A 16,142-nucleotide genomic window follows, 5' to 3' on the forward strand; every position below is an offset into this window, starting at 1 on the left:
TTTTTTTCTTGATTACCATGGAATTGCCGCCATTCCAGGAAACTCGCGTGCTCACCGTCGATCCGATCGAATCCGAAACCCAGCGCATCGGCCAATCGCTGCTCGCTGCCCCCCAGCAGAGTCGTTTTTCATTTTTTGAGCGTTCTTTTTGGGACGAGAAGCTGCTGGAGTGGGCGATGGCGGACGACGAGCTGCGCGTGCAGCTGTTTCGCTTTATCGACTGCCTGCCTGCCCTCAAGACCAATCGCGAGGTGGCTTCCCACCTGCAGGAGTACCTGGGGTCGGTGAAGCTGCCCGGGCCGCTGGCCAAGGCGCTCGATTTTGCCGACCCGGGTTCTCCGGCGGCGGCGGTGGCGACGTTGGGCTTGCGCCAGGGCATCAGCCAGATGGCCCGCCGCTTTATCTGCGGCGAGAATCTCAAAACCGCCGTCAAGACGATCGAGAAGTTGCGTTCTCAGAACATGGCCGTCTCGCTGGACTTGCTCGGTGAGGCGGTGGTCTCGGAGGCGGAAGCCGAGGTGTATCAGCGGCGCTACTTGGAGTTGCTGAGCGATCTGCACGCCGCCCAATCGCGCTGGCCGGTGATCGACCAAATCGACCGGGCGGACGGACAATTGCTGCCCCGGGTGCATTTCGCCCTCAAACTCACCTCGCTCTACAGCCAGTTCGACGCTATCGACCCCGCCACTACAGGCCGCAACGTCAAGGCGCGCCTGCGGCCGATTTTGCGGAAGGCGCGGGAGTTGGGCGCCTTCGTGCACATCGACATGGAGCAATCCCAACACAAAGACCTGATCTTGCAGATTTTTAAAGAGGTCATGGTCGAAGCGGATTTTCGCGATTGGATCGACACCGGTATCTGTCTGCAGGCGTACCTGCGCTCCGCCGAACTCGATGCGGCCAATGTCATCGCCTGGTCAAAAGAACGCGGCTATCCGGTCACTGTGCGCCTGGTCAAAGGTGCCTACTGGGACGGCGAAGTCATCCGCGCAGCCCAGCAGCGCTGGCCTGTGCCGGTCTTTACCCGCAAGGCCGATACCGACGCGCAGTACGAAAAAGTCCTGCACCTGCTGATGGAGAATCATCGGAGTGTGCACATCGCGGTGGGCAGCCACAACGCCCGCACGGTGGCTTTGGCGATTGCCCTGGCTCGCCGGAACCGGGTACCGCGCCGGGCCTTTGAAGTGCAGATGCTCTACGGGATGGCGGACCACCTCAAGGCGGGAGTGGCGCAGCAGGGAGAGCGATTGCGGGTGTACGCGCCCTACGGAGAGCTGTTGCCCGGGATGGCGTATCTGATTCGCCGGTTGTTGGAGAACACGGCGAACACGTCGTTTTTGCGCCAGAGTGTGCGTCCGGGCAGCGATGTGGTGCGGTTACTGGCCCCCCCCGCTGCGAGCGGCGAGGCGGCGCCGAGCCTGATGGGCAGCGAATTTGTCAATGCACCGGATCGAGATTTTGCGGTGGCGGCGGAGCGCGAGAAGCTGGCGGCTGGGCTGGCCGAGGTGCGCACCTGTTTTGGACAGACGTACTGGCCGGTGGTGGGAGGTAAAGCGCGCAGAGGTTTGCCCACGCTCTCGGTCCCCAACCCGGCTGAACCTGGGACCGTCCTGGGAGCGCTCGGTCTTGCCGACGCTGAATTGGCCGACGAAGCGGTCAAAGTTGCCCACACCGCCTGGCTTAGTTGGAGCAAAACCACCCCCGAAGCGCGCGCCCGACTGCTTGGGCGCCTCGCCGAACTGATGGAACAACAGCGTTCCGCCCTCACCGCCTGGATCGTCTACGAGACCGGCAAACCCTGGCGCGAATCCGACGCCGACGTCTCAGAAGCGATCGACTTCTGCCGCTACTACGGCCGGCAAATCCTCAAGCTCACCGCCCAGGCCCAGCACCGCGACGTGCCGGGCGAAACCAACGGCTACCACTACCGCTCGCGGGGGGTGGCGGCGGTGATCGCTCCGTGGAATTTTCCGCTCGCCATCCTCACCGGCATGACCACCGCGGCGCTTGCCACAGGCAATACCGTGATCATGAAACCGGCCGAGCAGTCATCGATTGTGGCCGCTCAACTGATGCGGCTGTGCGAGCAAGCCGGTTTTGCGGCCGGGGTGGTCAACTACCTGCCGGGCAGGGGCGAGGTGGTCGGAGCGAAGCTGGTGGCGCACCCGCAGGTGCATTTGATTGCTTTCACCGGTTCGCTTGCGGTCGGTCAGCGGATTTTGGCCGAGGCGAGCATGGTGCGTCCGGGTCAGCGCCACCTCAAGCGGGTGATTGCGGAGTTGGGAGGTAAGAACGCGATCATCGTCGACAGCGACGCGGATCTCGACCAGGCGGTCGTGGGGGTGGTGCAATCGGCGTTCGGCTACAGCGGCCAGAAGTGCTCGGCCTGTTCGCGGCTGATTGTGCTCGAAGGGATTTACGACGTCTTTATCGAACGGCTCGTCCAGGCCACCCGCTCGCTCATCGTGGGCAATCCCGCACAGCCCGCCACCTACACCGGCCCGGTGATTGCCCGCGACGCCTGCGAGCGCATCCGTGGCGTCATCGAAGATGCCAAGGGTCGCCATCGCCTGGTGTTGGAGGTAGATGTCTCTCACCTGGGCGAGGGGTACTTTATCGGGCCGACCATCTTCGCGGACGTCGATCCGCAATCGTCACTGGCCCAGGAAGAAATCTTCGGCCCGGTGCTCGCCGTCATCAAAGCCCGCGACTTCGAGCACGCCATCGAGATTGCCAACGGCACCAGCTTTGCTTTGACCGGCGGCCTCTTCTCGCGCAGCCCGAGGCACATTGCCGAAGCGCGCGAGCGCTTTGAAGTGGGCAATCTGTACATCAACCGCAAGATCACCGCAGCTTTGGTGGACCGGCAGCCCTTCGGGGGCTTCCGCCTTTCGGGCGTCGGCTCGAAGGCGGGGGGACCGGACTACCTGCTGCAATTTGTCGAGCCGGTGACGGTGACGGAAAACATCCAGCGCCAGGGCTTCGCACCTCTGCCGGGCGAGCTGTAGAGATGCAAGAAAAGTTCAGATACAGCCTTATGGGGATCGGATTCAAGGTGCCCCAAACTGTGCAAAGCGCCCAGTTGCAGGGCCAAGACGTATCAGTTGACAAATATGCCAGGATGCTTTTCCCGGAAAAGTCTAGCGATTTTGACGGCGATGTCCCTGTCCTCTGCTTCCATCAGGATATGGGTACTGATCACAGGTACCTCTTCAGGATTGTCGCTCATTAGTAACCACTTTTGCCTTTTGGTGACGCGGCCTCTGATTCTGTAGCTCTGTTCCTCGATTTTGAAATTGTCAATGACGATTGTGTCATCGGTGTGAAAGCCCGGATCTTCGTCCAGTTCGGCAAGAATCAGGCAAGAATATCCGTCATCTGTTGAATAGCCGAAGCCGAGCATGTGCTGAGCATTCTCAAAGGAAGAACTGCTCAGCCTCAAAGGAGAAACCAGGGAGATCTTGTATGTTTGTTTTGTCACGATCGAATACCAGTATTGCTACTATTTTAATTCATATTTATTCGGATAAACATTAAGCCTGACTGCCGGTATTCCAGCAAGCTTGATTGGTGCTGTCGTCAGCTGCAAGACCATGGCGGTCACTATCTTTGCACCCCGTTAGGATACAAGCGGGCTATGGAAAATCAGCCAGGGCAAATGGGAGATTCAGGCTACGCTCAGCGAGCTGAAATGGTGGCCTGCCACCGCTGGTAACGTCTGCAAAAGGTGGCTATTATGCCGGGTTGTATTTCTATTTCGTCAATTTTCAAGCCATTGAAATCGAGGGATTCATTTTGCGCCGACAAAACGGTGATGGAACACATCTCTCCTCGAACGTTGGAGACGACAAGCAAACTGCCGATCGGACAGTCGCCACTAGGCAGGGTGACCCTACCCGGCTTTGAGAGGTTGCTCACTCCATAAGTTGCCTGGCAGGAGGATAGTTCCTGGCCGTCGGGAGTTGTATCGTCTATGTGGTAATTCACATTTGCCTTGTTTTGTAGTGATCGAGTTTACGAGTATTCTGTCAAGAATTCTCGTATCTACCAGTGTAGTGCATGGCCTATCGTCCTCTGCACCGCGGTACCGATGCGATGGACACCCGGTCTATGGCGTGCTTGAAGTGTTGGGTGGGAGCAGAACCGGTTCGCTGCGCGTCGGTTGCACGGGCGGGGCGATTAGAGAGCGCTCCAGGATGGGCGGTTGGGGAGCAATCTTGTCAGCCACAGTCGTCGCTTCCGGTTGCGCACCGACGGAAGCCTTGGGCAACACCAGACCGCCGGAATTGTTCTCCTCTTGGAGTTTGCGCGCCCGCCGCTTCTTGCGCGCGGACGCTTTGGTCTCCGGTTGCCCGTCGGCTTGCTCGACGATACCGGATTTTTTTGCATCGGGCGGGAGCCGGGTTTGCCCCTGCATTTGTTCAGGAACTCTAGTCTCGGGATTGGTTGCCGGAGGCGGTGGGGGCGTGGTGAGGCCCGGCTTTGCAGGTTTGGGAGCCGGGCCGCCGGTAGGCCGGGGAGCGGCGACGGCCGCAGCCTGCGTTTTGGCAGGAACGCTCGCGGCAGGGAGTGTCGGTGGGGGCGTACTCGTCTCGGGTACGGGCACCGGGCGGACGGCGGAATTTTCCGTGGTGGAGGTGGGTGCTTCGCGGCGGACGGCGGGCTGGGGAAGCAACAGGTAGGCGCCTGCGGCCACCGCTATAATCCCTGCCACAGCAGCGATGGGAAGCCAGGGGTTGCGTCCGGTGGGCGGAGTGGGACGGGCAGCCGGAATCGAGCTGGCCGTGGCCGCCCTGGCCGCCGCGGCATCGACCACGGCGGCGGGGATCTGCTGGGTCTGCGGCCGGGGCCGCTGGGGAATGGTGGGCGGCGAATCGGCGGCGCGGGCAGCCCCCGGCATGTAGCGCAGAAGCACAAAAGTGATGTTGTCGTGCCCCAGTTCGCGCAGAGCCAGATCGATAAGGGCCGGGGCCGCCGGGGCCAGATCGCGATCGAGTAGCGGCCTGAGGGCGCTCTTCCAGGAGCGCTCCACCAGATCGCCGTCGCACAGGCCGTCGCTGCAGAGCAGCACCAGACACTCCTCAGGCAGGATAAAGCTCTGGACCATCGGTTGGAGTGTTCCTTCCGGCATCAAACCCAGGGCCTGGGTGAGGGTGCCGCCTGTAGGGATGAGGGCGGCGGCGGCGCTGGTGGTGCGGGCGCGGGAAATTTCTTTTTGGGTGAGGTCGTGATCGACAGTGATCTGCTGGCAGTGCTTGCGATTCACCAGATAGATGCGGCTGTCGCCCACGTGGGCGACATGCAGTAGTGCACCGTCCTGGTAGCAAGCCACCACCGTGGTGCCCATGCGGCCGGTGCCGTTGCGCCGCTGCTGTTGGTTGGTTTCCCAGAGCCGGGCGTTGGCTTTGCCGAGCGCCTCCGCCAGGCGGGAGCGGATCTCGCGGGGCGTCAAACCCTGACCGGCCAGCGCACCCAGGTCTCTCTCGAGGCTCTCGGTGGCCATGCGGCTGGCCACCTCACCGCCCTCGTGGCCGCCCATGCCGTCGCAGACCACCGCGTAGCGCCCGGCAGGATCGTGGGCAAAGCAATCTTCATTGTTCTTGCGGCGCCGACCGACATCGGTGGCGGCGCTCATCTGGGTCACCCGGCCGGTGGCCGTGAGGAGCGCCATCGATTCGAGCGCTTCGACGAGATCCGCCGCCCGGCTCACCTGGCCCGCCTCGACGGCACCGACGAGGGAGGCGAGCGGCGCGCTCAAGGGTGAGAGGGTACGCCAGCAAGCGGCCAGCTGCCGCAGGGTAGGGGCATCGGCGTCGGCCTTAAGGTAGAACAGCCGCATTTGCCAGCCCTGCACCCCGATGTTGGCGGGCAACAGCAGCGACGAAGCCACCTTTTGCTCGACACACGGATCCCAGAGTTTGGCGATCTGTGAAAGCCAACCCAATTGCTGCAGAGCGCTTGCCTGCGGCCAGTGCTCGGCCAGATGGCCCCAGGGCACTCCGTCATCGTCGAGGGGTGCGTTGCTCAACAGCAGGCAGGGCTCCCCGGCACCTTCCAAAAAGGTAAACACCTCCGGTACCGCCCAGCGCCAGTCGTTGAGCCGCTGGTAAGGGCGGCCCGCGGCGGGCAGTTCCTCGCGGCTCGGATGCGGTTGGTGCGGCGAGAGATCTCGCACCACCGGCAGCAAACCGGCGGGAACCTGCTGGTAGCGCTCGGCCAGAGGCGTGGCCAGCTTCTGCGGGTTACCGATGGCGAGGTAGTACATAAAGAGGCTCTCTGGGCACGGCTCGACAGCTATGTCCGGCAGCTAGGGATAGATACCGTCTTGCACTGCACATCCTAGTCGTCGCGGGCGGGCGGGTGCATGGGTCGGCAGTCTAAACTCTGCGATATTCTAAATGTGTCCTTTACAATACAGACCGTGACTTTTACTGCCCCTCAACCCCTGGGCGCCCTGCCGGACAGTCGGGGCCGCTTCGGCCGCTTCGGCGGCCAGTATGTCCCCGAGACGCTCATGAGCGCCCTGGCGCAACTGGAAGCCGCGTTCAATCAGTATAGGCACGATCCGCAATTTCTCGCCGAGTTCGCGGGCCATCTGCGCGACTTTGTCGGCCGGCCGACGCCGCTGTATTTTGCCGAGCGCCTCACCGCCCACTGGGGCGGGGGGCGCATTTTTCTCAAGCGCGAAGATCTCAACCACACCGGCGCCCACAAGATCAACAATGCCCTCGGACAGGCACTGTTGGCGTTGCGCATGGGCAAGCGCCGGATCATCGCCGAGACCGGCGCCGGTCAGCATGGGGTGGCGACGGCCACGGTCTGTGCCCGCTTTGGCCTGGAGTGCATTATCTATATGGGTGTGCACGACATCGAGCGCCAAAAGCTCAACGTCTACCGCATGAAGCTGTTGGGAGCCGAGGTGCGTCCGGTGGCCGCGGGCACGGGCACCCTCAAAGACGCCACCTCCGAGGCGATCCGCGACTGGGTCACCCACGTCGAAACCACCCACTACATCCTGGGTTCCGCCGCCGGTCCCCATCCGTACCCTTTGATGGTGCGCGAATTCCAGGCGGTGATTGGCCGCGAGACCCGCGTCCAGTGCCTGGAGCGCCTTGGCCGTCTGCCCGATGTGCTGATTGCCTGCGTAGGCGGCGGCTCCAACGCCATCGGGCTATTTCACGATTTTTTGGATGAACGGGCGGTGCGCCTGGTGGGCATCGAGGCGGCGGGCGAAGGGATCGAGACCGGCAAACACGCCGCCACCCTCACCGCCGGCCGGGCGGGGGTCCTGCACGGGGCGATGAGCTATGTGCTTCAAGACGAGCAGGGCCAGGTGCAAGAAGCCCATTCCCTCAGTGCCGGGCTCGATTACCCGGGCGTCGGCCCCGAGCACAGCTATCTCAAAGACATCGGCCGCGCCGAGTACTACAGCGTCACCGACAGCGAAGCGCTCGCGGCCCTCTCCCTGGTGTGCTCCACCGAGGGAATCATCCCTGCCCTGGAGACGGCCCATGCCTTTGCTTACCTGGGTATCCTCGCCTCCCAACTGCATTCGGAGCAAATCGTCGTGCTCAACTGCTCGGGGCGCGGCGACAAGGACATGGGCACCGTCGCCCGTGCCATGGGCTGGGGCAAGGAGGAGTAAAATCGGCGAAAGTCCGGTGATTCTCTCTGCGGATGCGCAGTTAGGCGCCTGGTCTCGTTCTTCGGGTACAAGCAAACTGCAGCGAGCATCCTTAGGCTGATAGGGCAACACGAGCGCGAGGCGGTGGTGACAAGGCAGCAGTGGGCCATGCTGGTGGTTGCGGGTGTGCTCGCCTGGGTGGCGTACCTGGTACTCGGCCCGTTTCTGCCGGCCATTGCCTGGGCGGCGATCCTGGCTCTGGTGAGCTGGCCGTTGTACCAGAAAGTTTACGAAATCCTCGACAAGCGCAGCATCTACGCCGCGCTCGCGATGACGCTGCTGGTGTCGCTGTCGGTGATCTTGCCGGTTGTGCTGATCGCCGCGAGTCTGGCCAGCGATGCCGTCGAGCTGTATCGGACCGTGCAGGCCGACGGCTCGATGAGTCTCGCGGCCCTCAAGGAGAGCTACGCCGCCCTCGGCCGGACCGTCGCCCGGGTGCCTGTGGTGGGCGGCCAACTGCAGAACTGGCTGCGCGAGGTCGATCTGGTGCAAGTTCAGCAGTGGTTGCGCTCCGGGGCCGGGCGCATTCTCACCTGGCTGGCGGGGTTCGGCCAGGCGATTAGCGGCGCTCTGGTAACCCTGGGCCTGACCATTTTCACGCTGTTTTTTCTATACCTGAGCGGTCTGGACCTGGTCCGTCAGACGCGAGAGGCGCTCGAAAAGCTTGGAGGCGAACCGCTCGTCTCGCTGCTCGATCCGCTCGGGGCGACCGTGCGGGCGGTGGTGCTCGGGCTGGTGCTCACCGGGGCAGCCCAGGGATTGCTCGCCGGGCTTGGGCTCTGGGTGGCGGGGATCGAAATTGCCCTGATCTTGGGGGTGCTCGCGGCGTTGTTGTCGATTTTGCAGATTCCCACCCCGGTGGTCTGGTTTCCCTGCGTTATCTGGCTGGCGGCGAATGGCCAAACCTGGCAGGCGGTCGCCCTGTTTCTCTGGGGTGCACTGGTGGTGGGCACCATCGACAACTTCCTTAAGCCGCTGTTTATCAGTCAGGGTACCGGTATCCCCATCTTGCTGGTGTTCTTTGGGGTCTTGGGCGGTCTGCTTGCCTTCGGCACCATCGGCATTGTCGTCGGACCGGTGAGTCTGGCGCTGCTGTTGGTACTCTGGCGGCGCTGGACCGCCCCGCCGGAAACCGTGCCGAACGCTGCCGGGCAGACGCCGCTGCCGACGATCAAAGAAAAACAAACCTAGTCGGCACTTGGTTGATCGCCACCCACCGCCACCGCCGCTACCGGCTTGAGCAAAAAGGCCGGCAGACTCGGGTTGCCGCCGTAGCGGGTCGGCTGGCTTGCAGCGGCAGTGCGCTGCCGGCGCGCCAGGGCGAGTGCCTCCTCGGTAGCCTGCAGACGCTGTTCGAGCCGCGCCTCGCGCTCGCGCGCAAACTCGACTTGATGGCCAAGGGTACTCAACTGGTTGCGCAGTGACTGGATCTCCAGCTGCTGCATCTCCAGGAGCATCAGCTGCTTTTTGGCCAACTCCACTGCCCTGAGGGCCTGGGCGAGCTGGCTTCTAAGGTACTGTTCAGCAGCTGCCTGGGTATCGGCCTCGGCCTGCAGCTGGGCGATTTCTTGCTCAAGGGCCTCGATCTTTTGCTGTGACATGGCCGAATCGCGGGCTGGTGTTCCCATAGTGCCTGTTTCGGTCGCTTTCTGCTAGAAAGTCCCCCATCCCGGTAGGATTGTTCCCAACAGAACGGGTAAGGAGAGTAGTCGCCATGCCCCCCTCCTCCTCCAAGACGATTCGAGCGGCTCAGGAAAACTTCATGCCCACCCTGCGCGAATTGGCCGGAGCCTACCAGGCATTTTCGAACTATTCGGCCCGGCACGTGCGCTCGGTGGGCCTCACGCCGCCCCAGTTCGATGTGATCAGCACCCTCGGCAACACCGACGGCATGAGCATGAACAAATTGGGAGAAAAGACGCTCATCACCAAGGGTACGCTCACGGGAATCATCGACCGGCTCGAAGAAAAAGGACTGGTCAAGCGCGCCGTTACCGAGGGTAATCGCCGCAGCTTTACCGTCGCCCTCACCCCCGAGGGCGAGCAACTGTTCGAGCAGATATTCCCGGCCCATGTCGCCCACCTCAAGGCGCGCTTTATGGGCCTGAGCGAAGCGCAACTCGACCAACTGTTTGTCGCCCTTAAAATGCTGCGTACATTGTTCGAGTGATGTATCAGGTGTCAGCTGCCGGAAGGTCACAAACTTCCACAACGGCGTTGAGATTGAGCGGCCCGTAGAGGTGCGGAAATGTCTCGCCGCGGCCGTGGGCGTCTTCCTCACGCACAGCGGCAGTGAGTTTGCTGGGGTCGATGGTGAGCAGCATCAGAGCTGTCTGGCCTCGAAAGTAGCGCTCGCGGACCCCGGCCAACTGCTCAGCCCGACAGCAGTGGATAAAGCCTTCGCTCTGCAGGCTTGGGGGACGGTAGACGCCTTCGCCCCGGGCCGCCTCCCACTGGGAGCGGCTGGTAATGTGGAAGATGGGCTGTTCCGGCTGCACGGGTATCCCTGCTCCTACAGTCGGCAACAGAAGCTACGATTGAACCTGAGACGAATTTAAACTTTTGTGACTTGCCATGACCGCCGTTCCCGTTTCGCAGATTCGCAATTTCAGCATTATTGCCCACATCGACCACGGCAAGTCCACCCTGGCCGATCGGCTGTTGCAGGTGACAGGCACCGTGAGCGACCGGAATATGACCGCCCAGTACCTCGACAACATGGACTTGGAGCGCGAGCGGGGCATCACGATCAAGCTGCAGGCGGCCCGCATGGAGTATGTCGCCGATGACGGCGAGAAGTACATTCTGAATCTCATCGACACCCCTGGTCATGTCGACTTTACCTACGAGGTCTCGCGCTCACTCGCCGCCTGCGAAGGGGCTTTGCTGGTAGTGGACGCAAGCCAGGGCGTCGAAGCGCAGACCCTGGCCAACGTCTATCTGGCGATTGAGAACAACCTCGAAATCATCCCGGTGCTCAACAAGATTGATCTGCCGGGGGCGGAGCCGGAGCGCGTCCTCGACGAGATCGAAGAAATCATTGGTCTTGAGCGCACCGGGGCGATTCGCGCCTCGGCCAAAGAAGGGATCGGCATCCACGACATCCTGGAAGCTATCGTCCACCGCATTCCGCCGCCCGCGGACACGGTGGCCGAGCCTTTGCAGGCACTGATATTCGACAGCTACTACGACGCCTACCGGGGAGTAATCGTCTACTTTCGGGTGATGAGCGGTTCGGTCAAAAAGGGCAACAAAATTCGCTTTATGGCCTCCGGCAAAGAATTTGAAATCGACGAAATCGGCGTGCTGAAGCCTTTTCAGGTGCCGGTGGATGAACTGCACGCGGGTGAAGTGGGCTATATCGCCGCCGCCATCAAGCTGGTGCAGGACGCCCGCGTGGGCGACACGATCACCTTGGTCTCCAACCCCGCCGCCACGCCCTTGCCGGGCTATCAGGAGGCGATGCCGGTGGTCTTCTGCGGGCTCTACCCCACCGACTCCGACCAGTTCGAAGACCTGCGCGAGGCGCTCGACAAACTCAGCCTCAACGACGCGGCATTGCACTTTGAGCCCGAGAGTTCGGGAGCTCTGGGATTCGGCTTTCGCTGCGGCTTTTTGGGATTGCTGCACATGGAGGTGGTGCAGGAGCGGCTGGAACGAGAGTACGACCTGGATCTGGTCACCACCGCCCCCTCGGTCGTCTACCGGGTCAACAAGACCGACGGCACAGTGCTGGAGGTCCAGAACCCCGCCGACTTGCCCCCGTCCCAATTGCGCACCTCGATCGAAGAGCCTTACGTCAAAGTCGAACTGATTACCCCCCAGGAGTTCGTGGGCACGCTGATGGAGCTGAGCCAGGGGCGGCGGGGAATTTTCAAGGACATGCGCTACCTGACGCCGACGCGCACCACGCTCATCTACGAAATTCCGCTGGCCGAAGTGATCACCGACTTTTTCGACCAGATGAAGTCGCGCTCGCGCGGTTACGCCTCGATGGAGTACCAGCTGATCGGCTTCCGCGAGGGCAACCTGGTGCGCCTCGACATCGTGCTCAACGGCGAGCCGGTCGATTCGCTCTCCTGCATCACCCACGCCGACAAAGCGCCCGAGGTGGGCCGGCAACTCACCGCCAAACTCAAAGAACTGATCCCCCGCCAGCAATTTCAGGTGCCGATCCAGGCCGCCATCGGCTCGAAGGTGGTGGCGCGCGAAAACATCGCCCCTTTGCGCAAGAACGTGCTGGCCAAGTGCTATGGCGGCGACATCAGCCGCAAGAAAAAGCTGCTCGAAAAGCAGAAAAAAGGCAAAAAGCGCATGAAATCGATCGGCTCGGTGGACGTGCCTCAGGAAGCCTTCATGGCCGTGCTCAAGCTCGAAGGCTGAAGCTGCCAGTGGTTGGCTACGCCTATTTATGAAGATGCCTGCCAGCGGTCAACTGGCGGCAGATTGAAGTTTATGTATACTGTGCACATCTCTGAGGCTCTGCTGCGGCTTGATGAACTTCTGCACCAGGCCGCCGCCTGGTGGCCGCGAATCGGGATGATTTCGGTGTAATCACCCTACTCGGGCGTACTTGCCTTCTTACCGCGGTCCTCCGATCTGCCAGGCTAGATCGCCCACCGCTTCGAGCGGGAGGGATTGGATGAAGACAGTGCCGTCCATCTGCCACAGGGCGTTGCTGCCGGTGGCCGTGTTGCGCCAGAGGATGTCGGGTTTGCCGTCGCCACTGAAGTCTCCCGCCCCGGCGCTTTGCCAGCCCAGATCGCCCACCGACGGTACAGAAACGCTGCTCAAAAAAGCAAGGCCGTTCATCTTCCAGATGGCATTAGCACCAGTGGCCGTGTTGCGCCAGAGGATGTCCGGGGTGGCGTTGGCATCGAAGTCGCCCGTGCCACCGATTTGCCAGCCCAGATCGGCGACCGCCTGTAAAGTGACGGCCGCTCGGTAGACCGCTCCGTCCATCAACCAGACGGAATTGGCACCGGTGGCTTGATTGCGCCAGAGGATATCGGGTTTGCCGTCGAAGTTGAAGTCCGCCGCCCCGGCAATCTGCCACTTCGGATCGCCCACCGTGGGCAGGGAAATAGCCGCGCGGTACTCCGTGCCGTTCATCAACCAGATGGAGTTGGCGCCGGTTTTGGTGTTGCGCCAGAGAATGTCGGGCTTGCCGTCGAAGTCGAAATCGGCCGTCCCGACCGACCGCCAGTTGGGATCTGAAACGGCGGGTAGTTCCACGACTGCGGAGCGGGCCGAACCATTCATCAGCCAGACGGTATTCCTGCCGTTGGCACCGTTGCGCCAGAGAATGTCCCATTGGCCGTCGCCGCTGAAATCACTTTTAGGGCTGCCTGCGAGGCTTGCAACCCGCAGCGTCTCGAACCAGCGATCGGCGATCTTGGCGTAGCCCTCGGCGTCGGGGTGCACCGTATCCGCCAGATCGGCGGTGGTCAGGGCATTGTAGATGTCCACGTAGACGACTTTTTTACCCTGGGTGATCTTGCCGTTTACGATGCCGGGGATCGCGGCGTTGTAATCGAGCACCCGCTGATTGATAGCGCTATCGTCGGCAGGCGGGATCGAAGCGACATAGAGCTTCACAGAGGAGCGCAACGCGAAAATCTGGTCGATAAGGGCGCTCAATCGACCCGGTGCACCGCCAGGATCGTTGTTTTTTTCGATGTCGTTGGTGCCGATGAGCAACAGCACTGTCTCCGGTTTGTACTTCGGCAGCCAGTCGTCGATACCGTCTGCAATTTGGTCGATAAAATAGCCGGGATGGCCCTCGTGGTTTTTGTCGCTCAGGCTGGATGGACCGCTCGATTGGGAACCGACAAAATCGGCGTTGCTACCTTCCGAAACCAGACTGTTCCACAGGTCGGTGCGGTAGCCTCCCGAAACGGTAAAACCCTCGGTAATCGAATCTCCCAGGGGCATAACTTTGGCCGGATTTCCCGGCAGAACCTGCGCAAACGAAGGTGTGCTAAAGCCCGTTCCGGCAAGCAGCGCGCCACAGATCCAGGTGCGGATCGAAGTCTTGATATAACAAACTAGCCTTGAATAGCCAGTGCCTTCCCTACAGGATCTTTCAGTTTTTGAGGGGTCCATTTTACAGAAATTCATGGAGAATACGACCTGTTCGCAGACTTGATTTACTGAATGTACAGCCACCTTCGAGCCTGACATGAAAATACAAAATTGTGAATCGAGCGAACCACCTAGGCAGTTGCACGCAATTTCTGCCCGTCCGCTTTCTAGAACCACTGAATCGACCCCAATGATTGGGCTGTTCTCGTGGCAGATTCCGGCGTGTTGTCGGTTGACAGGCCGCCATGCCTGGCGATCTTATCCAGCCGTCTATGGTTTGTACTTCTGGGCACCCGTGAAAATGCGGTATTTTGTGCCCATGCAGATGAAACGTCGAGAGTAGTGTTTGGCGGTGCTCTGGCAAGCGGTCTGGGGGCCGTCCCTGCCCTTGCTCAGGCAGTCGGTAGGCCCGTAGTCGTCGCCAGTGCCAACGGCCTTGCCGCCACCGAAACAGCAATAGCACGGCTGAAGGCCGGGGCCGACACGCTGGATGCCGTCGCTCTAGCCCCCGATCGCTTTGACCAGATCGCCGACCGAGTGCTTCAGGCGCTGGTCGATTTCTTCGTCGAGCACGGTGCTGCCGTCGGCCTGCCGCTGGATTTGCTTGTCGACCGCGTACACCCCTCCCAAGAGGTGCCGCGCTCCCAACTCGCAGAGCACCGGCTTGAGGGCGTAGTCGATGGCGAGCAGGTGGGCGATCGTGCCGCCCGTGGCGATGGGCAACACGGCTTTTCCGAGCAAAGCCTTCTGCGGCAGCAGGTCCAAAAAGCTCTTCAACAGCCCGGTATAAGCCGCCTTGTAAATGGGAGTCGCGATAATCAACCCGTCCGCTTTTTCAAGCAGCGCCTTCGGCCCGTCGAGGGCAGGGCTGTCGAAGCGGGCAAAGACCAGCACCTCGGGCGGCAGATCGCGCACTGCAAACACGTCCGCCCCGACCTCCGGCGGCAGAAGCCCAACGGCATATTCCACGAGCGAATGTGTCCTCGACGGGTGAGAGGGACTGCCGGAAACAGCCAGAATACGAGCCACAGCGAGGTCTCCTTTAAAAGTACTGGGTGGGGATCGGATGTGCTTTGCGTAGGCATTCTACGTCCTCTGGCCGTGGGCGGTCGAAAGTGGCCGGCAGCATGCCGCCGCACCCGGCTACAAATCCGAAGCTTTCAGTCCAATCTATCGGCACCACCCTCCACCGGAATCGACCATTGCCTCTGCCTCTGCGTGCGAGGTGGACGCACCATCGTGTCGAGCAGGTGCTCCAGCACGGCAGCCGGGCTTTTGCAAAGACCGCGGTGCGCGGCCGAGGTCTGAATCACCGTGCTGCGGGGCGCAATCAGCCAGTAGAAGCGCTCCCTCTGCGACAGTCGGCCGATTGGCCCCGCTTGCTCTCCACCGGCACAGATAGTCGGTATGGTCTGCAGGTGGACCCGGATCGCTTCGAGATCCAGGGTCGGATCGAGTGCCGATGCCCGCCGCTCGTCTAGTTCGATGCGTGCCTCCAAAAACGCCCTGGCAGGACACGAAATGATCACCCCGACGTTGACGAACTCTTCGCGCTCGACTTTGGGAACGAGGCGGATCGTCGCGTAATCATACGCAATCGGTTCGTGCACGGCTCGCCTCCTCCAAAAAAGCTCGTGGCGGCTCCAGCCGTCTCAGCAGGTACTTCCTATAAGCCTCTCGGTGCTGCTCGCCGCCGACAAACGGAGAGTCTGCGCCCAACCAGGCCTCAGGAATGCGTTCGACAATGCCGTCGATGACTTGCGGTGTGACCCGCTCGCTCATGCGTGCATCGGCCTCGCCCAGAGCGTCGGCAAACCGCAGCAGTACGTGATCTTTGATCAGGGCGAACGGCTCGCGGCTGCGCTCCAGGTGATTCTTCCAGGTGTGGTGGAAGTAGAGGGCCGCGCCGTGATCGATAAGCCAGAGCCGCCGGTGCCACATCAGCATGTTCGTGTTGCGGGGGGTGCGATCGACGTTGGTCACATAGGCGTCGAACCAGACGATCGAAGAAGCCAGATCCGCGTCGGGTTGAACCGCCAGCGGGTCGAAGGTGACCGAACCGGGCAGGTAGTCGAGGGCAAGATTGAGGCCGGCGCTGGCCCGGATCAAGTGTTGAATTTCCGGGTCGGGTTCGGTGCGGGCGAGTTCGGGATCGAGTTCGACAAAAACGATCTCAGGCACCGGCAAACCGCAGGCGCGGGCGATTTCCCCGGCCACCAGTTCGGCTATCAGGGCTTTGGGTCCCTGCCCGGCGCCGCGAAATTTGAGCACGTACATGCCGTCGTCGTCGGCTTCGACGATGGCCGGGAGCGATCCGCCCTCGCGCAACGGGGTCACATACCTTGTGGCAATTACCGTTCTGATGCCCATCGTC

Annotated in this window: 13 protein-coding genes; 5 read left to right on the top strand and 8 right to left on the bottom strand. The window is 61.7% G+C overall.

The window, feature by feature from the left end:
* Nucleotides 1-17: 17 nt before the first annotated feature.
* Nucleotides 18-3,008, top strand: coding sequence for a proline dehydrogenase family protein (locus GLL_RS14205; RefSeq protein ID WP_011142749.1), 2,991 nt, complete (start codon nt 18-20; stop codon nt 3,006-3,008).
* A gap of 92 nt (nt 3,009-3,100) precedes the next feature.
* Here GLL_RS14205 and GLL_RS14210 read toward each other — a convergent pair whose 3' ends face one another.
* Both GLL_RS14210 and GLL_RS14215 read right to left on the bottom strand, forming a co-directional pair.
* Nucleotides 3,101-3,481 (bottom strand): hypothetical protein, encoded by a 381-nt coding sequence (locus GLL_RS14210; protein WP_011142750.1) that lies wholly within the window; start codon nt 3,479-3,481, stop codon nt 3,101-3,103.
* Nucleotides 3,482-4,108: 627 nt separating this feature from the next.
* Nucleotides 4,109-6,265, bottom strand: a complete 2,157-nt coding sequence (locus GLL_RS14215) for a protein phosphatase 2C domain-containing protein (protein ID WP_011142751.1) — start codon at nt 6,263-6,265, stop codon at nt 4,109-4,111.
* 135 nt (nt 6,266-6,400) lie between these two features.
* On the opposite strand from GLL_RS14215, the gene trpB reads away from it, so the two are divergent.
* Both trpB and GLL_RS14225 read left to right on the top strand, forming a co-directional pair.
* Nucleotides 6,401-7,645 carry a tryptophan synthase subunit beta gene (gene trpB / locus GLL_RS14220; RefSeq protein ID WP_011142752.1) on the top strand — a complete coding sequence of 415 codons (1,245 nt, stop codon included), beginning with the start codon at nt 6,401-6,403 and terminating at the stop codon, nt 7,643-7,645.
* Between the two features lie 126 nt (nt 7,646-7,771).
* Nucleotides 7,772-8,875 carry an AI-2E family transporter gene (locus GLL_RS14225; RefSeq protein ID WP_164929099.1) on the top strand — a complete coding sequence of 368 codons (1,104 nt, stop codon included), beginning with the start codon at nt 7,772-7,774 and terminating at the stop codon, nt 8,873-8,875.
* Here the strand turns inward: GLL_RS14225 and GLL_RS14230 are convergent.
* Complete coding sequence (locus GLL_RS14230; RefSeq protein ID WP_164929100.1) at nt 8,872-9,285, bottom strand: hypothetical protein; 414 nt, start codon at nt 9,283-9,285, stop codon at nt 8,872-8,874. The genes GLL_RS14225 and GLL_RS14230 overlap by 4 nt on opposite strands.
* Nucleotides 9,286-9,398: 113 nt before the next feature.
* On the opposite strand from GLL_RS14230, the gene GLL_RS14235 reads away from it, so the two are divergent.
* The gene (locus tag GLL_RS14235; protein ID WP_011142755.1) at nt 9,399-9,854 is read left to right on the top strand and encodes a MarR family winged helix-turn-helix transcriptional regulator; all 456 of its coding nucleotides are present in this window, start codon (nt 9,399-9,401) and stop codon (nt 9,852-9,854) included.
* Nucleotides 9,855-9,858: 4 nt separating this feature from the next.
* Here GLL_RS14235 and GLL_RS14240 read toward each other — a convergent pair whose 3' ends face one another.
* Complete coding sequence (locus GLL_RS14240) at nt 9,859-10,182, bottom strand: DUF952 domain-containing protein (RefSeq protein ID WP_011142756.1); 324 nt, start codon at nt 10,180-10,182, stop codon at nt 9,859-9,861.
* A 76-nt stretch (nt 10,183-10,258) separates the two neighbouring features.
* On the opposite strand from GLL_RS14240, the gene lepA reads away from it, so the two are divergent.
* Nucleotides 10,259-12,067 carry a translation elongation factor 4 gene (gene lepA / locus GLL_RS14245; RefSeq protein WP_011142757.1) on the top strand — a complete coding sequence of 603 codons (1,809 nt, stop codon included), beginning with the start codon at nt 10,259-10,261 and terminating at the stop codon, nt 12,065-12,067.
* A 198-nt stretch (nt 12,068-12,265) separates the two neighbouring features.
* On the opposite strand, the gene GLL_RS14250 is transcribed toward lepA, so the two are convergent.
* The 4 genes from GLL_RS14250 to GLL_RS14265 all read right to left on the bottom strand — a co-directional run bounded on the left by GLL_RS14250 (nt 12,266) and on the right by GLL_RS14265 (nt 16,138).
* Complete coding sequence (locus GLL_RS14250) at nt 12,266-13,618, bottom strand: FG-GAP-like repeat-containing protein (protein WP_164929101.1); 1,353 nt, start codon at nt 13,616-13,618, stop codon at nt 12,266-12,268.
* A 651-nt stretch (nt 13,619-14,269) separates the two neighbouring features.
* Nucleotides 14,270-14,797, bottom strand: a complete 528-nt coding sequence (gene ssuE / locus GLL_RS14255; RefSeq protein ID WP_011142759.1) for an NADPH-dependent FMN reductase — start codon at nt 14,795-14,797, stop codon at nt 14,270-14,272.
* Nucleotides 14,798-14,928: 131 nt separating this feature from the next.
* Entirely contained in the window at nt 14,929-15,378 is a 450-nt protein-coding gene (locus tag GLL_RS14260; protein ID WP_011142760.1) for a DUF3037 domain-containing protein, read from the bottom strand.
* Entirely contained in the window at nt 15,356-16,138 is a 783-nt protein-coding gene (locus GLL_RS14265; RefSeq protein ID WP_011142761.1) for a HipA family kinase, read from the bottom strand. The genes GLL_RS14260 and GLL_RS14265 overlap by 23 nt, the downstream gene beginning before the upstream one ends.
* Nucleotides 16,139-16,142: the final 4 nt, after the last annotated feature.

This window comes from Gloeobacter violaceus PCC 7421 (assembly GCF_000011385.1).
Classification (GTDB): domain Bacteria; phylum Cyanobacteriota; class Cyanobacteriia; order Gloeobacterales; family Gloeobacteraceae; genus Gloeobacter; species Gloeobacter violaceus.